Origin of the sequence: Hyphomicrobium sp. (assembly GCF_019753045.1) — a bacterium.
Taxonomy (GTDB): Bacteria; Pseudomonadota; Alphaproteobacteria; order Rhizobiales; family Hyphomicrobiaceae; genus Hyphomicrobium_B.
Genome location: NZ_JAIELN010000002.1, coordinates 123,114 through 140,356, shown reverse-complemented (window position 1 = coordinate 140,356; position 17,243 = coordinate 123,114). Strand labels below are relative to the sequence as shown.

At 59.9% G+C, this 17,243-nt stretch carries 16 protein-coding genes and 1 riboswitch; of the genes, 10 read left to right on the top strand and 6 right to left on the bottom strand.

Going from position 1 to position 17,243, the window contains the following annotated elements:
- Nucleotide 1 precedes the first annotated feature (1 nt).
- On the top strand, nucleotides 2-931 hold the full coding sequence (locus K2Q04_RS01170) for an ankyrin repeat domain-containing protein (RefSeq protein ID WP_291158103.1): 930 nt from the start codon (nucleotides 2-4) through the stop codon (nucleotides 929-931).
- A 9-nt stretch (nucleotides 932-940) separates the two neighbouring features.
- Here K2Q04_RS01170 and K2Q04_RS01165 read toward each other — a convergent pair whose 3' ends face one another.
- The 3 genes from K2Q04_RS01165 to K2Q04_RS01155 all read right to left on the bottom strand — a co-directional run bounded on the left by K2Q04_RS01165 (nucleotide 941) and on the right by K2Q04_RS01155 (nucleotide 4,191).
- On the bottom strand, nucleotides 941-1,549 hold the full coding sequence (locus K2Q04_RS01165; protein WP_291158100.1) for a cytochrome c4: 609 nt from the start codon (nucleotides 1,547-1,549) through the stop codon (nucleotides 941-943).
- Between the two features lie 90 nt (nucleotides 1,550-1,639).
- On the bottom strand, nucleotides 1,640-3,361 hold the full coding sequence (locus K2Q04_RS01160) for a PQQ-binding-like beta-propeller repeat protein (protein WP_291158096.1): 1,722 nt from the start codon (nucleotides 3,359-3,361) through the stop codon (nucleotides 1,640-1,642).
- A gap of 269 nt (nucleotides 3,362-3,630) precedes the next feature.
- On the bottom strand, nucleotides 3,631-4,191 hold the full coding sequence (locus tag K2Q04_RS01155) for a histidine phosphatase family protein (RefSeq protein WP_291158093.1): 561 nt from the start codon (nucleotides 4,189-4,191) through the stop codon (nucleotides 3,631-3,633).
- Between the two features lie 24 nt (nucleotides 4,192-4,215).
- A riboswitch (cobalamin riboswitch) is annotated at nucleotides 4,216-4,357 on the top strand.
- A gap of 37 nt (nucleotides 4,358-4,394) precedes the next feature.
- Here K2Q04_RS01155 and K2Q04_RS01150 point away from each other — a divergent pair.
- The 6 genes from K2Q04_RS01150 (at nucleotide 4,395) to K2Q04_RS01125 (ending at nucleotide 7,724) form a co-directional block, all read left to right on the top strand.
- A complete protein-coding gene (locus tag K2Q04_RS01150) occupies nucleotides 4,395-4,604 on the top strand; it encodes a CbtB domain-containing protein (protein WP_291158090.1) in 210 nt (69 codons plus the stop codon).
- 21 nt (nucleotides 4,605-4,625) lie between these two features.
- Nucleotides 4,626-5,396 (top strand): CbtA family protein, encoded by a 771-nt coding sequence (locus K2Q04_RS01145; protein WP_291158086.1) that lies wholly within the window; start codon nucleotides 4,626-4,628, stop codon nucleotides 5,394-5,396.
- 106 nt (nucleotides 5,397-5,502) lie between these two features.
- Nucleotides 5,503-6,375, top strand: coding sequence for a DUF1289 domain-containing protein (locus K2Q04_RS01140; RefSeq protein WP_291158083.1), 873 nt, complete (start codon nucleotides 5,503-5,505; stop codon nucleotides 6,373-6,375).
- A gap of 145 nt (nucleotides 6,376-6,520) precedes the next feature.
- Entirely contained in the window at nucleotides 6,521-6,976 is a 456-nt protein-coding gene (locus K2Q04_RS01135; protein ID WP_291158081.1) for a hypothetical protein, read from the top strand.
- 138 nt (nucleotides 6,977-7,114) lie between these two features.
- On the top strand, nucleotides 7,115-7,393 hold the full coding sequence (locus K2Q04_RS01130) for a hypothetical protein (RefSeq protein WP_291158078.1): 279 nt from the start codon (nucleotides 7,115-7,117) through the stop codon (nucleotides 7,391-7,393).
- Between the two features lie 43 nt (nucleotides 7,394-7,436).
- Nucleotides 7,437-7,724, top strand: coding sequence for a hypothetical protein (locus tag K2Q04_RS01125; protein ID WP_291158075.1), 288 nt, complete (start codon nucleotides 7,437-7,439; stop codon nucleotides 7,722-7,724).
- 60 nt (nucleotides 7,725-7,784) lie between these two features.
- Here K2Q04_RS01125 and dxs read toward each other — a convergent pair whose 3' ends face one another.
- Complete coding sequence (gene dxs / locus K2Q04_RS01120) at nucleotides 7,785-9,719, bottom strand: 1-deoxy-D-xylulose-5-phosphate synthase (RefSeq protein WP_291158074.1); 1,935 nt, start codon at nucleotides 9,717-9,719, stop codon at nucleotides 7,785-7,787.
- Between the two features lie 255 nt (nucleotides 9,720-9,974).
- On the opposite strand from dxs, the gene K2Q04_RS01115 reads away from it, so the two are divergent.
- Nucleotides 9,975-10,610, top strand: a complete 636-nt coding sequence (locus K2Q04_RS01115) for an ABC transporter substrate-binding protein (RefSeq protein ID WP_291158072.1) — start codon at nucleotides 9,975-9,977, stop codon at nucleotides 10,608-10,610.
- Between the two features lie 228 nt (nucleotides 10,611-10,838).
- Here the strand turns inward: K2Q04_RS01115 and K2Q04_RS01110 are convergent, their stop codons facing one another.
- Nucleotides 10,839-11,789 (bottom strand): VacJ family lipoprotein, encoded by a 951-nt coding sequence (locus tag K2Q04_RS01110; RefSeq protein ID WP_291158070.1) that lies wholly within the window; start codon nucleotides 11,787-11,789, stop codon nucleotides 10,839-10,841.
- Between the two features lie 131 nt (nucleotides 11,790-11,920).
- Between K2Q04_RS01110 and hpnI the strand changes: the two genes are divergently transcribed.
- Together hpnI and hpnJ are read left to right on the top strand one after the other, a co-directional pair.
- Complete coding sequence (hpnI, locus tag K2Q04_RS01105) at nucleotides 11,921-13,054, top strand: bacteriohopanetetrol glucosamine biosynthesis glycosyltransferase HpnI (protein WP_291158068.1); 1,134 nt, start codon at nucleotides 11,921-11,923, stop codon at nucleotides 13,052-13,054.
- 12 nt (nucleotides 13,055-13,066) lie between these two features.
- Nucleotides 13,067-14,491 carry a hopanoid biosynthesis associated radical SAM protein HpnJ gene (gene hpnJ / locus K2Q04_RS01100; protein WP_291158065.1) on the top strand — a complete coding sequence of 475 codons (1,425 nt, stop codon included), beginning with the start codon at nucleotides 13,067-13,069 and terminating at the stop codon, nucleotides 14,489-14,491.
- A gap of 86 nt (nucleotides 14,492-14,577) precedes the next feature.
- On the opposite strand, the gene K2Q04_RS01095 is transcribed toward hpnJ, so the two are convergent.
- Nucleotides 14,578-17,169: an MMPL family transporter gene (locus tag K2Q04_RS01095; RefSeq protein WP_291158063.1), complete on the bottom strand. Its 2,592-nt coding sequence runs from the start codon at nucleotides 17,167-17,169 to the stop codon at nucleotides 14,578-14,580.
- Between the last annotated feature and the right edge of the window lie 74 nt (nucleotides 17,170-17,243).

The following is a 17,243-nucleotide window of genomic DNA, read 5'->3' as shown; positions in this document are numbered from 1 at the left end:
CGTGCCTCATAGTCTCCGCGCTTTGGCAACCACGGCCTTTATCGCTGCTTCCTGCTGCATTGGCTCAGCCAGCAATGCACTCGCAAAAGTGCGCGTCTGTCAGGAACAGGAGCAACATTATGCTCAGATAGAGCAGGCAGCCGGACCGCTGGAAATCAACGCTGCACTTGCCGCTGCGGCCGACAAAGGCTGTATCCAACTCGCTCGTAGACTGCTCGACGATGGCGCTTCGCTCGCGTCACGCGATCGCTCCGGCGCGATGCCGCTCACGCACGCGGCAAGGACCGGGCATACGGATATTGTGGAGCTCTTCCTCGCACACGGCGCGGATATCAATGCCCGCGATCTTGATGGAGGAACCGCACTCTTTGCGGCTTCAGAGAACGACAATCCTTCCGCCGTGCAAGCTCTCGTCGCGCATGGTGCGGACGTGAACCTTCCCGGTCGAACGGGTCTGACGCCGATCGCAGCAGCATCGTTTGCCGGTAATGCGCGAGTCATCCGGCTGCTGCTCGACGAAGGCGCCGATCCCAAAAAAGCCGATGCGACCGGCAAGGCGCCGATATGCTACGCGGTTGCCCGCGGCTTCCCTCCCGTCGTGAATTTGCTTCTCGATCATGCCGTCGACGTCAACGCCCGATACGGCAACGATCTAACGGCTCTGATGTGGGCCGCAGGGCATGAAGATGCGGCGGGCTCGAACGACGTAGCGGACGTACTCGCGATTCTGATCGATCACGGCGCACGCATCAACGAGAAGGACAACCGCGGGCGCACGGCGTTGATGATCGCGGCGTCGCTCGGACACGAGAAGGCCGTCGACGTTCTCCTCGCTCGCGGCGCGGACAAGACGTTGCGCGACTCCACCGGAAAGACTGCGGCCGACCTCGCCGCCAGCGATGCTCTGCGCAGGAAACTCGCAGTCAGCTAGCGGTATCACTCACTGTTGACCGCCGACGACCTGAAGGCTCGCAAGATACTCAGCGAGGGGTTTGATGTCGGACGGCTGCACTGCTTTCATGAGATCCGACATGCCGGGATTATTGGCGCGTGATCCGTCGCGAAATGCAGTCATGGTATTGAACAGATATTCGGACTGCTGGCCGGCAAGTCGCGCCGTCGTACCGTCACCTTGAAATTGATCGAGATGGCACGAGGTGCAGCCAACCGAGCCGATGACTGTCAGCGCCGCCTTCGCCGCATCCTTCGGTGGTGACGGCTGGCCGAGGATTGGCCACTTCAGGCCAGCGAAGTGAGCGGCCAAAGCCTTGAAATCAGCCTTCTCGAGGCTTGCGACGACGGCAGACATTTGATCGCTCTTCCGCGCGCCGCTCTTGAAGTCGCGCAGCTGGATGTAGAGGTAGCCCTCATTCTGTCCCCAAATGATGGGCGTGGTTTTCGCTTGGGGGACGCCGTTCTCGCCGTGACAACCCGCGCAGGTCTGAGCGTTTTCCTCGACGCTCGCGGCTGACACTGCCGTTGGAACAAGCGGGAATGCCGCAACGATGCCGGCAATCGCGATTTGGGCCGATCGCATCGCACTCATCATTTCTGATCTCCGGTTGACCGGTCTGGTCATGCATTTGAACGGATGCTCGGCAGGGATCCTATGCGGTCCTTCCGAGCCATCCACGTTCGATCAGTCAAGCGTGAAGGCGATAATATTGTTGCCGCGCTTGAAATCGATCTGCGTGTTTCCGCCGGCGCCGACGACGACGTATTCCTTGCCGTCGATCGCATATGCCGACGGCGGAGCGTTGACACCGGCGCCGGACTGGAACGACCACAGGATCTTGCCGCTTTCGGCGTCGTAGGCGCGGAACCAACCATTCGCCTCGCCGGTGAATACGAGGTCGCCAGCGGTTGCGAGCACGCCTCCCATCATCGGCTGTGGTGTCTGCACCTGCCACTTGATCTTACCGGTGTTGTAGTTAACCGCCGAGACATTGCCGAATTGCTCTTCACCCGGGATCACTTTGAAGGCACCGCCGAGCCAGAGCTTCCCTTCCGGATAGGGACTCGTCTGGACCTGATACGTCATCGGCTGGTGAAGGTTCACGGCGTAGGTAAGATTGAGCCTCTGATTGACCGCCATTGGTGACCATTCGACGCCGCCGTTTGCTCCGGGCAGCATCCGCGCACCCTTGGGAGTCGGAAGTGTCCAGAAGTTCTCCTGAGCCACCATCACATCCGAGATTCGGATAATGCCGCAGTCGTCGCGTTTGTTGACGTAGACGTATCCCGTCTTTCCGGCGTGGACTACGCCCGGTACGGTTTTGCCATCCTTGTCTTTGACGTCGATCAGAATGGGCGGACTAACAGAATCGAGATCCCAAACGTCGTGGGGGATGTACTGGAAGTGACAAACGTATTTGCCGGTATCGAGGTCGAGCGCGACAAGCGAGTCCGTATAGAGATTGTCGCCAGGCCGTTTCGAACCGTCGAGATCAGGTGACGGGTTGCCGACCACAAAGTAGATCCGGTTCAACTTGAGATCGACAGCCGGATTCTGCCAGACCCCGCCTCCGAGCGTTTTGTATGGATCGCCGGTCTTTGCGAGTTGCGCTTTTTCAGCCGCGATGTCGCGATGCATATCGTGGCCGCTCGCATCCTTTGTCGCCCAAACGCCAACCGAATCTTCCGGGACCGTATCGAAATTCCAGACCAGCTTGCCGGTGTTGGCGTCATACGCGCGGAAAAAGCCGCGGATACCGTATTCACCGCCGTTCGTGCCGATCAAGATCTTGCCGTTGACGGCCGATGGCGCCATTGTTTCGCTGTAGCCCAATTCCGGATCCGCGATCTCCGTCTCCCAGACGAGGCTGCCGGTTTTTGCATCGAGGGCAACGAGCTTGGCGTCGAGCGTTGCGAAATAGACTTTGTCGCCAAGCACCGCGACGCCGCGATTGTTTGGGCCGCAGCAGTACGTCGTGATCGGGCCCATCTTGTGCTTGTAGTGCCAGTATTCCTCGCCAGTCTTGGCATTGAGCGCATAGACGTGATCGAACGACGTCGTGACGTACATGACTTCGCCGACGATGATCGGCGATGTCTCGAGCGACTCTCTCACGTCCATCTGGAAGATCCATGCCGGGCGAAGCTTCGAGACGTTCGAGGCATTGATCTGTTTGCCCGGATAGAAGCGGGTCTGCTCGTAATTGGCGTTCGTATGCAGGAACTGTTTTGCGTCGCTTCCGGCATTCGTCAGCATTTCCTGAGTGACGGTTGGAGCAGGTGCCGCTGGTTTTGCCTTCTCGGTCTTGTGGTGTTCGATTTCCTGGGCGGATGCGGGCAATGCAGAAAATGCAAGCAACGCCGTCAGGGCCGCCGCACGCGCGTGGCTACTTTTCATCCTGACCATATTGTCCTCGCTTAACTTGGGCGCTCAGTTCGCGCGTCGACACCAGAATTCAGGGAGACGAGAGCGGTGCCGGCAATTTGCACATGACGATTAGTGCACGCGCCGGTTTTTCCCGACAATCGGGTATGAAACCCTAGAGTATCGGGAATCTTATCGAGACCTATATTCCGGGACACATGGCGCCGATGACTGTCTGTGTGCGGATAACTCAGCGTTAAAATAGACGCTTGAATTCTTGGCGACCGCGCAGTTCCCACACCGCGCAACGCTCAATTTTTGATTGCTCTTACCGTCCACCGCAGCCCGTTGGAACTCAGCTCCACGACACTCAATGGCCCGATATCTATATGCCAAAACGATTCCGGCCCTGCCTTGATCGCTGCGAGGAGTGCAGCTCGAATGACTGCCGGATGCGTAATTGCGATAACATTTTCCTGTCGCGGCAACACGTCATTCAGCCAATTTGCAGATCGCGCGATGAGGTCGCCGACTGTTTCGCCGCCGTGCGGGGCAGCGCCCGGATCAGAAAGCCAGCTTTCGAGAGCCTCCGGCTCGGCGCTTGCAATGCTATTCAGCGTGCGACCGGCCCAGCGACCGAGATCCAGGTCACGCAGCCCTTCGTCGATCGCGGCCTCGAATCCGAGCGCGGTTGCCGTTTCGATCGCCCTGGCGGCCGGGCTCGTCAGGACGACCCTCGAACGGGGCATCGCCTTTGCGAGAGCCGCGGCATCTCGCCTCCCGAATTCGTCAATGCCCTCATCAAGGGGAAAAGCGGCCGCCCTGACCGCCGGGGTCGAGGCGTTGGCGATGAATGTCAGGCGAGACTGCATGCTGGCCGAGTGCTTACATTGACAAAATTGTGGCCGGGCTTAAGGTGACCGACGCATCATCATAGGCAGGAAGCCGGTGTGATTCCGGCACGGTCGCGCCACTGTAATTTGGGGACGTTCGTTGCGTCCACCGAAAGTCAGACCCTCCTGTGATTACCGCAAAGCTTAAAACGGGACGCGTAATCCCAAGGAGGCACTTTCTCATGTCACAGTCTGCAATCATCTCCGGCACCTCTGCAGCGCCCATTCCTCTCAAAGAAATTTTGCCCTGGGCCGTCTTTGCCGGGCTGCTGTTCATTCTCGCCATGTACTTCGTGGGTATCGAAGAAGGCGCCATGTCGATCTTCAACAGCATGTATGTGCACGAATTTGTGCACGACGGACGCCATCTGCTCGGCTTCCCCTGCCATTAAGATCGCCGGAGTTTTGCAGTTATGGGACAATTGCTACTGCGCGGCATGCTGGCCGGGCTGATGGCTAGCCTATTGGCATTCGGGTTTGCCAAGATCATCGGAGAGCCGCAGGTCGAGCGCGCCATCGCGCTAGAGGAACAAGGGCATTCTCACACCCATTCGCATTCCGGGGCGGCGGAAGCGCAGGCGGAGCACTCGCACGATGGGAATGCCGAGGCCGCCGATGAGCCCGAGCTCGTCAGCCGCGAGGTGCAGGCGGGCGCCGGACTTCTAGTCGGCGTCGCAGTCTACGGGACGGCGCTTGGCGGCCTTTTCGCCCTTGCTTATGCATTCATCAGCGGCCGCCTTCTTCATCTGCCCCCACGTAGCACCGCGCTCGTGCTCGCAGCGATCGGCTTTCTGGTGCTGTACTTCGTGCCTTACCTCAAGTACCCGGCGAATCCGCCTGCGGTCGGACAAGGCGAGACAATCGGCTATCGCACGCAGCTTTATTTCGCGATGCTTGTCTTTTCGCTCATGGCGCTGGCAATTGCGGTAAGCTTCGGACGGCAGGCGTTCGAAAAGCTCGGCGGCTGGAACGCATCCATCCTCGGGGCTGGCGTTTATCTTGTGCTGGTCGCAATTGCAGCCTACGCGCTGCCGGCGATCAACGAGGTGCCTGAGAAGTATCCTGCAGATCTGCTTTGGAACTTCCGCATCGCGGCGTTGGGTACGCAGGCTATCCTCTGGGCTGCAATAGGATTGCTGTTCGGCTGGCTCGTAGTCGGCAGTCGCGAACGCTTTGCGCGCTGACTTGCGTGCCGACGTTCAGAATGCAAAGCGGGGGCGCGCATAGTTTGCCGCCTCCGTTGCAATTTGATTTTCGTCCCCTCTTCCGATCGAAAGCCGTTTGTCCCTGATGCGTCATTCGCCATGCATTGGCATCTGCAAGCTCGACGATGCCTCGGGTTACTGTCTCGGATGTGGCCGCACCGGCACCGAGATCGGTAATTGGATCTCGATGAGCGAAGGTCAGCGGGACGCGGTTTGGCTGACGTTGCCGAGCCGGCTTTCGGCACTCTCGGTTCGCGTGCGCTTGCTGCCGTGGACACGTGACGAACTCCTCAATTGGGCGCGCGATACCGTCGAGGCGCGGCGCGGGACCTGGTGTACCGGTGCGCCGGGGGCTGTCGCGGAATTTCCTTGCACAAGCGGGCGGACGATAAGCGTTGATCTCGAGCAGGATTCGCTCGTCGCACGCGCGCCGGATGCTTCGTTCCGTCTGCGCGTCAGCGACAAAGTCAGGGCTTTTGCCTTTTCCGAAGGCGGACCGATTGTTCTCGGTCTGCCCAAGGCGCGCGCCGCGATCCGTTCGACGTCGGTGCTTACGCCGCTTGGTTCCGACTCGGATGCGATCGATGCCGAGCACAAAGCGGAGCAGCTTTTCGATTATGGCATCGGCCGGAAGAACAGCCGGTTCTGCGTTCGCACGAGCGACGATGCTCTTCTGTCCGCACTGTCTGATAATGCCGGCCGTCACTGGGCGGATGTGATGAAAGCGATCGGCATGCAGGTCCTTTCCTCCAGCCCGACCCGCGTGGTCGAGAGTGCGGCGGCGCGCATCGAAGTGTTCGCGAAAATTCCTTTGCCGGGCGAGCTGTCTCCGCCCGGAGCACACACGCATCTCCTTCCGGATTTCCTCAAGGGCGGCGAAGAAATCGCCTCGAGCCTTGCGCCCCCGGACTACGCCGCGCCGGTTGCTATATTTTATCCCGACGAAATGCGCGGTTAGAGCGAAGTCGAGATGCGGCCTCCCGGCCGTTCTTGTCCCCAAGTCTGAGGTCGCGCCTCGCGTTGTGTTATTGAGGGGGGTGCGGCGCCGTAGTAGTGACGTTTTTACGGACTAACGGATGCCCCAAAAGAGCAGTGAGGATCTCATGCGCAGCATTGGCCCCGGACTCGCAATCGCCGCCATCACGTTTGCCGCCATTGGGGGATCGTTTTCCACCCAGGCTTCGGCGGACGAGCGCATGCAGTCCTCGTTTACTGCGCTCCTCGGCGAAGGCTTCGAGGTGAAATCCGTGACGCTCATACCTCTCGAGGTCGCCAAGCGGGTGACCGAAAAGGTCAAGACGGACAACGTGGTCGTTACCCTCCAGAACAAAGACGCCGTTGCGGTGTGCTACGTCGCATTCGCGAATTGGGCCTTCATGAACAAGGCCTCGCTCGATTCGGCGACGCTTTGTGAAGTCCGTTCGGCGGCGGTTGCGGAGAGTGCTGCTCCCCCGTCTGCGCCACCAAGCTCGACATCGAACACCGAACCTCCGGCAAGCGCGCCGCCCGCGGCTGAGCAACCGGCTGCAACGACGCCGCCGTCCGGAACTGCGCCTTAAGGCGTGAGTGGAAACCCGCCAGCCACAAAATGTTCATCGTTGCGACTTTTCCGGGTCGTTTATGGGCTCGTTTGCCTTAGTCCGACCACGCCCGATGGGCATATGCCGAAAACACTTCCCTTTCATCAGTGAGAGATCATGAGAAAAGCGAAGACTTCGGGATTGCTCAACGCATCGCTGGCACTGGCGGGCTTCGCGCTGATATTCGCGGTTGCGAGCGAGAGCTTCGCCCACAGCGGCACGCAAGAGGAGCAAGATGCGTGCACACCGGACGTGTTCCGCCTCTGCTCGGCGCAAATTCCCAACGAAGACCGCATCGTCGCGTGTTTGAACCGGCATCTTGCCAAGCTCAGCCCGGCCTGCCGTGCGGTAATGTCGGGAGAGCCGGCATCACGCAAATCGCGCGAGGCACGTTGAGCCCCGCTACTTGAGAAACGACAGTTCTTGCGAGGACGGAACCGTGCGACGCAAAATTCTAATTCCGAACTTGCTCGTCGTCTGCATTGCGGGAGTGCTGATCACCTTCGCTCATTCTCCCGCGGCGTTTGCTCATAGCGGAACAGCTGAAGAGCAATCTGCCTGCACCCCGGACGTGCTCAGCCTTTGTTTCTGGGACATCCCGAGCGAAGACCGCATCGTCGCGTGCCTCAATCGCAATATCAAGAAATTGAGCCCGGCTTGCCGCAAGGTCATCGACGGACCGCCGGACACTGCGGCCGACAAGAAACCCGATAAAACGAAGCGCTAAGCTGTTTCGGACAGGCGCCGCTGTATTGCTTACAGCGAGCGCTCGCGTTTTTCGACGGACCTAGGCGCGACCGCGGACGGCCTTTGCCTTGTTCATTTGGAGGGCGTCGCGGACCGTCTCGACGATGCCTTGGGCCGAGAGCCCCGCACGTTGATACATGACCTCGGGCTTGTCCTGATCCACGAAGACATCCGGCATGACCTTCGAGCGCACCTTGAGCCCGCGATCGAGCAGTCCGTTCTCCGCCAGATAATGCAGAACATGGCTACCGAAACCGCCGACCGAGCCTTCTTCGATCGTCACGAGAACATCGTGATTTTCGGCAAGTTGCCGGATGAGTTCGGTATCGAGGGGCTTCATGAAGCGCGCGTCTGCGACTGTTGCGGAGAGGCCCAGCGCCGCCAGTTGATCGGCTGCTTTCATGGTCTCTTGCAGGCGCGTGCCGAACGAGAGGAGCGCAATCGTCGATCCCTCGCGTAAAACGCGGCCTTTGCCGATTTCGAGCGGGATGCCGACTTCGGGCATCGCGACGCCTGTTCCTTCGCCGCGGGGATAACGGAACGCACTCGGGCGATCGTCGATCGAAGCGGCAGTGGCGACCATGTGCTTCAGCTCGGCCTCGTCGGCTGCCGCCATGATGACCATGTTCGGCAAGCAACCGAGGTAAGCCAGATCGAACGTTCCGGCGTGGGTCGCGCCGTCCGCGCCGACAAACCCCGCGCGATCGATTGCAAATCTCACCGGCAGGCTCTGCAGCGCGACGTCGTGCACGACCTGATCATAGCCACGCTGCAAAAACGTCGAGTAGATCGCGGCAAAAGGCTTCATGCCTTCGGTGGCGAGCCCTGCCGCAAAGGTCACGGCATGCTGCTCGGCAATGCCGACGTCGAACGTCCGATCCGGAAATTCGCGGCCGAAGATATCAAGACCCGTGCCATCGGGCATTGCCGCGGTGATGGCGACGATCTTCTCGTCTTTCTTGGCTTCGGCGATCAAGCTGTCGGCGAAGACGCGCGTATAGGACGGCGCCGACGCTGAGGGCTTCGCCTGCACGCCGGTCACGACGTTGAATTTCGCGACGCCATGATATTTGTCTGCCGAGGCTTCGGCGGGCGCGTAGCCCTTGCCCTTCTGCGTCACGACATGAACGAGGATTGGGCCATCGCCGGCGTCGCGAACGTTTTTCAAGACCGGCAACAGCTGGTTCAGATCGTGGCCATCGATGGGCCCGACGTAATGAAGTCCGAGTTCCTCGAACCAGGCGCCGCCCTGCCAGAGACTGCGCGTATATTCCTCGACGCGCGCGGCGCGACGTTCCCAGCTTTTGGGCAGTCTCTTCGCCAGCTGCTTGGCGATGTCGCGAACGTAAAAGTACGAGTCGCTCGAGGTAATCCGGGCAAGATATGACGACAGCGCGCCCGTCGGCGGGGCGATCGACATGTCGTTGTCGTTCAGGATGACGATAAGCCGTTCGTTGCGAGCGCCCGCGTTGTTCATAGCTTCGTAGGCCATGCCGGCGCTCATGGCGCCGTCGCCTATCACGCAGATGACGTTGTTCGTGCCGCCCGACAATTCGCGCGCAACAGCCATTCCGAGGCCGGCGGAGATCGATGTCGATGAGTGAGCTGCGCCGAACGGATCGTAGTCGCTCTCAGTGCGCTTCGTGAATCCGGAAAGGCCGCCGGGCTGACGCAGCGTCCTCATCCGGCTGCGACGGCCGGTCAGGATTTTATGCGGATACGATTGGTGACTGACGTCCCAGATCAGGCGATCGTTCGGCGTATCGAAAAGATAGTGCAACGCGACCGTCAGCTCGACGACGCCCAGTCCTGCGCCAAGGTGGCCGCCAGTCTGCGATACGGCATCAATGAGTTCCGCGCGGAGTTCTGCGGCGAGCTGCGGAAGTTCTTGTTCCGACAGTTGCCGAAGATCGGCAGGCGTATCCACCTGGTCCAAAAGCGGTGTTTTGGATACCCGAGGTACTACTGCATCCATAGACCGAACTCCCCCCAAACCGTCTCTGCCCGAGTCCACAACCATTCTAAATATGAACCCATGACACGGCGCAAAAAATGGAACATGCGAAACGGATCGGACTCTGCGGGGAAGTGTTGCAGCCAAGCCTCACAAATGGCAAACACCTGCGAGTGTAACGGCTAAATGCCGCCACCGTGTCAACCTAGGAGACGTTCCCGCCGCGGGAGACTCGCCGATGGCGAACGGTATTTGAAATCAATCAGGGGAGGGGCAATGGTCCCGGCCAGAAAATTACGTGTTTTGAGCGCGTCGATCGTCGCTTTGATGACGGCGCTTCTCGCCACACCTCAGTTTGCGCACGCGCAAGCGGCCGATGCGCCGGAGAAAACGATCAACGGACTGAACGCCAAGCTTCTCGATACGATGAAGCAGGCGCAGGCCCTTGGCGTGCAGGGCCGCTATGAAGCGCTCGCGCCAGTTCTGGCCTCAACGTACGACATCGGATCGATGTCCCGCGTGGCAGTCGGCCGAAGCTGGGAGACGTTTCGGCCCGAGCAACAAGCTGCCGTTACAGAAGCATTCGCGCGCATGATGGTCGCGACATACGCGAAACGATTTGACGGTTTTTCGGGCGAAACGTTCGAGATCGCCGAGATCACCGACCGGCCGCCGACCGACAAAATGGTGAAAACCCGGATCGTGCAGAGCAACGGCAAACCTGTCGCGATCAACTACTTGATGCGCAAGACTGGGCCGCAATGGAAGATCGTCGACGTCTATCTCGACGGCACGATCAGCGAGCTCGCAAGCCGCCGCGCGGAGTTCTCGTCGATACTGAATGCGGGCGGACCCGATGCCCTCATCGCCTCGCTCAAGAAGCAAGGCGACAAGCTGTTATCGGGGAGCTGATTTCGCGAATTCGTGGCCGGCCTGATTGCGATCGGGCCGGTCGCACAACATACTTTTGCTTGTTACCCACCTTCGTGCGACGGCTTTTTCGCCCGCCGCTCCACCCAAATGCTTCGAGCGTTCAGCGAGTGGGCTATCCGAAACGGATCAGGCCTCTTCACGTTGTGAAAACGGCGGACCGTATGGCTTCCGCACGGCACGTCCTGCCGGGCAAAGTGCTTGGTGGACTTAGTGCGCCTCGATTGGCGTCGGCGGGCCAACGACAACGATCGAACCGCCATGATCGGAAGCGCTCGACATCTTCGGGACGTCGGTCATCCGTCGTTTTTCGAGCATCGTCGGCGACGAGACGATCGTCATAACCGGCTCGATCGCGTTGGGATCGGGCGGCTTGGGCGTGCCCGTTAAAGCGCTCGTTTCCAAAGCTTCCTGGAGTTCCGCCTGACGCTTCTGGTCCGTCACGCTGCGCAGCATCGAATAGAAGTCGATCGAGCTTTCCTCGAGCGTCTGCATATCTTCGACTTTGCTCAGGTTCGACAGCGGACTGGTCACGCTTCCCGCGAGATTGACACGGCTGGCAAGCGTTGCGGCCTTCGTCGGAATCAAAGCGCCGGCCGGTATTTGCGCGGCAAATTCGACGCCGGTGCCGATTGCGTCTCTGACGTTTGTCGGGCCAATGATCGGCAGCACCAGATAAGCGCTATCCCTGTAGCCCCAGACATACATCGTTTGTCCGAAGTCGCCGGACTGGTGAGTCATGCCTTGCGTTACCGCAACGTCGAACAGGCCGCCGAGACCGAGCGTCGAATTGACGGCGAAACGACCAAATGTCGTCGCGGCAGCCTCGAGCCGGAGCTGCAAGATGTTATTCGCAAACACCATCGGCTCGGAGAGGTTCGTCGTGAACGCGTCGATGCGATCGCGGACGGGCTCAGGCACGTTCTCGTTATAGGACTTGGCGACCGGATACAGGACGTCGTGATTGAAATCCTGGTTGGCCTCGAACACCGAGCGATTGAACTTTTCGTTGGGGTCAGCGATGGCTTTCGGTTCTGAATCGTATTCGGCCGACGCCAGATGCTGTGCGGAAATTGAAGGCGCAGAGGTGCTCGCGCAGGCCGACAGGCCCACACCGACTAAAATACAGCCGACCCAGTTCAGGATGGCAGTGACTTTCAATTCCCGATATTCCCCCATGCTGGCCCCACGGCCGAGCAACCTCAGATCTATCGCAGCCGCATGCAAAACGCTAGCTTACCGACTGATGCCAGTCGGCTTTCCCCCAGGTCAAACCAGAAAGTAACGTCAGAATGACGTCCTGTCTGTGGCTTGTATGCACCCTCGTTGCCTTTATCGGCAGCGCTTACGCCATATTGGCTGCTCTCTTGGTGGCACGATTTGCACACCGGCCCAAGTCGATTTTGGAGCGATCGGAAAATGTCGCGCTGATCAAGCCGCTTTACGGCGCTGAACCAGGTCTTTGCGCCAACCTCGGATCGTTTCTTCAGCAGAACTACCCGGGCGAAGTTAAAATACTATTCGGCGTTCAGAATGCCGCCGACCCGGCGATAGCCGTCGTGCGCAACCTTGAAGAGCAGTTTCCTGCCGCGGATATCGAACTTGTTACATCCTCCCGGAGTGCCGGCGGCAATCCGAAGATCTCTAACGTTCTCAACATTTTTCCCACCGCGCCGCACGACGTTCTAATTCTCAGCGACAGCGATATGCGCGTCGATGATACCTACGTCCGGGATGTCGTCGCCACGTTACAGCAACCCGAAGTTGGACTCGTCACGTGCCTTTATCGCGGATGCGCGATCGGAGGGTTCTGGTCGCGACTCGCGGCCGCAGCAGTCGATCAGCATTTTCTTCCGAGCGTGCTCGTCGGCGTTCAGTTCGGACTCGCGAAGCCATGTTTCGGATCGACGATTGCGATACGCCGGAACACGCTCGCCGAGATCGGAGGATTCGAAGCCTTCGCCAACACGTTGGCCGATGACTACGCGATGGGCGACGCCGTCCGTCGAAAAGGCCTGAAAGTCGCGATAGCGCCTTTCACAGTCGGGCATACTTTTTCGGAAGACTCATTTGCCGCGCTTCTCGCACATGAGCTTCGATGGGCGCGGACGATAAGACTCGTCGACCCAGTCGGTTATGCCGGTTCCGTCATTACTCATCCGCTGCCATTTGCGCTTGCTGCGTTGCCTTTGAGTGGCTTCAACGTCATAGCGTGGATGATCGTTTTGGGAACGCTTGCGTGCCGCCTTTTGGTTCCGTTACAAGTTGAGCGACTGCCCGGTGGGGGAAAGAGTTCGATTTGGTTCACACCTTTGCGCGACTTGTTGAGCTTTGCGGTGTTCGTCGCGAGCTACGCGCCCGGAGCTGTCAGTTGGAGGGGCCGCCGCTACAGCGTCGGCGCCGATGGGACTGTTAAGCCGATATGAAAGGCGCCCACGATGCGCACACTATTTTTGCAGGCTCCTTCATTTGACGGCTTCGACGGCGGAGCAGGATCTCGATATCAGGCACGCCGCGAAATCCAGTCGTTCTGGTATCCAACTTGGCTGGCGCAACCGGCCGCGCTGGTCGAGAATTCCAAGCTCATCGATGCGCCGCCGCATCGTACCAGCCTGCAGGATGTTCTCGCCCAAGTGCGCGATTACGACCTCGCGGTGCTGCACACCTCGACGCCGTCGTTTGATTCCGACGTCAAAGTCATCGAGGCGATGAAGGCGACCAACCCGAACCTCAAGGTTGGTTTGATCGGCGCCAAGGTTGCGGTGCAGTCCAACGAAAGCTTAGTGGACGCGCCGATTGTCGACTTCGTTGCCCGCAATGAGTTCGATTTCACGATCAAGGACGTCGCTGACGGCATGGCGTGGAGTGACATCAAGGGTCTTTCCTACCGCAACGCGCAGGGCGTCATCGTGCACAACGAGGACCGCCCCGTGATGCACGACATGGACACGCTGCCCTTCGTTACGCCGGTCTACAAGCGCGACCTCGTGATGGAAAATTACTTCATCGGCTACCTGAAGCACCCGTACATCTCGTTCTACACGGGGCGTGGCTGCAAGAGCCGCTGCACGTTCTGCCTGTGGCCTCAGACCGTTGGCGGCCATCGCTATCGGACCCGCTCCGTCGGGCACGTCATCGAGGAAGTGAAATACATCCTCAAGGCGTTCCCGCAGATGAAAGAGCTGATGTTCGACGATGATACCTTCACCGACGACCTGCCGCGCGCGGAAGCAATCGCCAGGGAACTCGGCAAGCTCGGCGTCACCTGGTCGTGCAATGCCAAGGCGAACGTGCCGCGCGAGACGCTGAAGGTGCTCAAGGACAACGGCCTGCGTCTGCTGCTCGTCGGTTACGAGAGCGGCAACCAGCAGATCCTGCACAACATCAAGAAGGGCATGCGGGTCGAGGTCGCGGAGAAGTTCACGAAGGACTGCCACGAACTCGGCATCAAGATCCACGGCACCTTCATCCTCGGACTTCCGGGAGAGTCGAAGGAGACGATCGAGGAGACCATCAAGTTCGCGACGCGGATCAACCCCCACACGATCCAGGTCTCGCTCGCGGCGCCCTATCCGGGCACGTTTCTCTACAAGCAGGCGTCCGAGAACGGCTGGCTCGACGTCGACAATGCCGAACTCATCAACGATAACGGCATCCAGATCGCGCCGCTGCACTATCCCGGTCTGTCACACACCGAGATCTTCTCTTCGGTCGAGGACTTCTATCGCAAGTTCTACTTCCGGGTGCCGAAGATTGCTTCGATCGTCGGCGAGATGATAACGCAGCCCGACATGATGAAGCGGCGCCTCCGCGAGGGCGTCGAATTCTTCCAGTTCCTGCGTGAACGCCGCAACGCCGCGTAACGCATCAGTAAAAACAGACAGTGCGAATTAGCATGTGACGCGGCGCCGGAGTTTCCCACCGGCGCCGTCTGTCTTTCGAGACCTCGTCAGCCTTCCTTCTTGTTACGTGGCGGCCCCATCAGGATCGGCTGAAAGAGCACCGCCGCCGCGAGCGTCGTGACGAGCGAGAGTGCAAGCAGCTCACCCATGCTCGACGTTCCGGGATGACTTGAGAAGAACAAGCTGCCGAACGCAACGGCCGTCGTCATGGCGCTGAACATCACTGCGCGCGTCAGCGGCGATGCCAGCAAGCTCGTTTCGCCTTCGCGCCAAGCGAGCACGTAATAGATCTTGAATGCGACGCCGACGCCGAGCAGCACAGGCAGCGCAATGATGTTCGCGAAATTCAGCGGTAGCTTGAGCAGCACGCACAGTTCGAGCGTCACGACGCCGGCGAGCAATAGCGGCACGAGCGTCAGCAGCACGTCCGAGATGCGGCGCAGGGCGACGAACAGGATGATCGTTATCGAAACGAGCGCCAGCAAGCCCGCCTGAATGAACGAGCGCACAACCGTCTTCGCCGATTCCTGAATGAGGATCGGCACGCCGGTTGCTTCGGGCGTAACGGCGAGCACGGCAGACGCAAAGCGGCGGAGGTTTGCGTTGTCGTTTCCGTCGCCCTTCGGCCCGATCTCGACCCGGGCTCGGCCATCGGCCGTTATCCAGTCGGCAATGATCTCAGTCGGCAGATTCTCGAGCGTTACCGGCTCAGCCTTGAGGGCCGCGCGAATTTGCGCGAGACGCAGTTTCAGACCGTCGAGCAGCGCCTTTTCGACCTTTGCCCGCGCGTCAGCCGGCGCGTCCGCGAGTTTGCGAAGCGTCGCCGCCATGTGGGTGGCGAGGGCCGGTGCGCCCGGCAATTTGCTGACGTCCTCAAACGCCTTGGCGGTATCTCGCAGCGTCGTCTGCGTTTCGGCGTCCGTCGGCGTTGCCGCGATTTCGTCGGGCTCGATGGTCGGGCCGAGCAGGTCCGCCGCGTCTCTGATGATGGCCAGCTTTTCGTCCTGATGCTCCGGCACGAAGCTCGCTAGCGTTATCGTATGGCCGACTTCCGGCAGCTTATCGAGCTTTGCTGCCAGCGCTTTCGCGTCGGTGAGGTTCGGCGTCAAGATCTCGATCGTGTTCGGAGCGGTCAAAGGATCGCGCATCAGATCGTTGAAGGTCGAGACCGATTCCACCTTGTTGCTGCGCAAGTTGATCGGATTGAAATCGAACTCGAGCTTGGTCAGAAGCGGCAATCCGGCGACGACGCCGATCGCCGTCAGCGCAAGAATGATGTGGCGGTGGCGCGCCATGAATCGATCTACCGGCGCGAGCGACTGGTAGCCGACGTCGTGCGGCTCGCCTGGAGGATTCAGAACGGAGAGCATCGCCGGCAAGAAAGTGATGCTCGTCAGGAACGCGATAATCATGCCGCTGCCGGCAATGAGGCCAAGCTCGGATACGCCGCGGTAATCGGTCGGCAGAAATGCGTAGAAGCCCGCTGTCGTCGCCGCCGCTGCGAGCGCCAAAGGTTTCCCGGCGTTCTTGCCCGCTGCGATCAACGCGTCGCGGAGACCATGTTTGTTGAAGCGCTCGTGGCGGTATCTGACCGAGAACTGGATGCCGAAATCGACACCGATACCGACGAACAGCACCGCGAACGCTACCGAGATAAGGTTGAGTGCGCCGACGAGGTAGAGACCCAGCGCGCCCGTCATCGCGAGTCCGGAGAAGAGGCTGACGAGAACGGCGAAGATGATGCGACCCGATCTGAGTGCCAGCCAAAGAATGAAAAGAACGGCTGCGATCGTGACGGCCGTATTGATCGCTGCGCCTTCGGCAACGGTCCCGAATTCCTCATCGGCCATCGGCACGGATCCCGTCAGCCGGACCCGCACGCCGTTCTCGGGTGTCAATCCGAGGCGCTTTGCGGTTTCTCGGATCAACGCGGTTGCATCTGCGCCGGGCTGCAAATCGGAATAATCGAGAACGGGCTTCACCTCGAGAAAGCGGCGAAGTTCGGAGGGGTTCGGGCTTCCGCCCGTTAGTAGTTGACCCCAGGAGAATGCCGTTTCCCGGCCCGCCATGAGGTCATCGATGGCGTTGGCGAGCGCGCCGAGCGGCTTGTCGAAATCCGACCACTTGGCACGGTCGTCCTTCACACCCAGAGGGACGAACGAGAGCGCTTTCGCCAATCCGTTGAGCGTCGGATCGGCGGCGAGCGTGCCAAGAACGGGCTGCGCCTTGATCAGGCCTTCGGTGGTCTCCTTGAGCTCCGGCAGCGACAGATAAAGGAGGCCGTTCTTTTCGAAGAAGGGACCGCCGTCACGTCGCCGGACGATTTGGAAAGGATCGGGCTTCGATTCGCTCAGGGCCGCGGCGAGACTGGCTGCGGCTGTTTCGGTCAGCTCCGGAGTTTTACCGTCGATGACTATATCTATCGTGTCGGTGTGCTGGGGAAACGCGTCGTCGAATTGGCGCTCGCGCTGACGCCAATCGAGGTCCGATGAGATGAGCTGACCCGTATCGGTCGTGATGGCGAAATGGTTGACGACGTAGAAAACGGCGCCCGCCCACGCTGCGAGGCCCATCAAAATGGTGGCCCAGCGCAGTCGCACCGAGATGTCGACGATGAAGGAAACGACGCGCTCAATCATGTGCGCGCCGCCGATCGTGTTGGACGGCGTTGGATATCGAGATCGTAATTGGACATTCTAGAACGGACTCATGG

What these genes read in the sequence shown, in the direction of transcription:
- K2Q04_RS01145 (WP_291158086.1), top strand. Translation starts at nt 4,626, where the DNA reads ATGGGACAATTGCTACTGCGCGGCATGCTGGCCGGGCTGATGGCTAGC.
- K2Q04_RS01165 (WP_291158100.1), bottom strand. Translation starts at nt 1,549, where the DNA reads ATGATGAGTGCGATGCGATCGGCCCAAATCGCGATTGCCGGCATCGTT.
- hpnJ (WP_291158065.1), top strand. Translation starts at nt 13,067, where the DNA reads ATGCGCACACTATTTTTGCAGGCTCCTTCATTTGACGGCTTCGACGGC.
- K2Q04_RS01160 (WP_291158096.1), bottom strand. Translation starts at nt 3,361, where the DNA reads ATGGTCAGGATGAAAAGTAGCCACGCGCGTGCGGCGGCCCTGACGGCG.
- K2Q04_RS01115 (WP_291158072.1), top strand. Translation starts at nt 9,975, where the DNA reads ATGGTCCCGGCCAGAAAATTACGTGTTTTGAGCGCGTCGATCGTCGCT.
- K2Q04_RS01130 (WP_291158078.1), top strand. Translation starts at nt 7,115, where the DNA reads ATGAGAAAAGCGAAGACTTCGGGATTGCTCAACGCATCGCTGGCACTG.
- hpnI (WP_291158068.1), top strand. Translation starts at nt 11,921, where the DNA reads ATGACGTCCTGTCTGTGGCTTGTATGCACCCTCGTTGCCTTTATCGGC.
- K2Q04_RS01095 (WP_291158063.1), bottom strand. Translation starts at nt 17,169, where the DNA reads ATGATTGAGCGCGTCGTTTCCTTCATCGTCGACATCTCGGTGCGACTG.
- K2Q04_RS01135 (WP_291158081.1), top strand. Translation starts at nt 6,521, where the DNA reads ATGCGCAGCATTGGCCCCGGACTCGCAATCGCCGCCATCACGTTTGCC.
- K2Q04_RS01140 (WP_291158083.1), top strand. Translation starts at nt 5,503, where the DNA reads ATGCGTCATTCGCCATGCATTGGCATCTGCAAGCTCGACGATGCCTCG.
- K2Q04_RS01150 (WP_291158090.1), top strand. Translation starts at nt 4,395, where the DNA reads ATGTCACAGTCTGCAATCATCTCCGGCACCTCTGCAGCGCCCATTCCT.
- K2Q04_RS01155 (WP_291158093.1), bottom strand. Translation starts at nt 4,191, where the DNA reads ATGCAGTCTCGCCTGACATTCATCGCCAACGCCTCGACCCCGGCGGTC.
- dxs (WP_291158074.1), bottom strand. Translation starts at nt 9,719, where the DNA reads ATGGATGCAGTAGTACCTCGGGTATCCAAAACACCGCTTTTGGACCAG.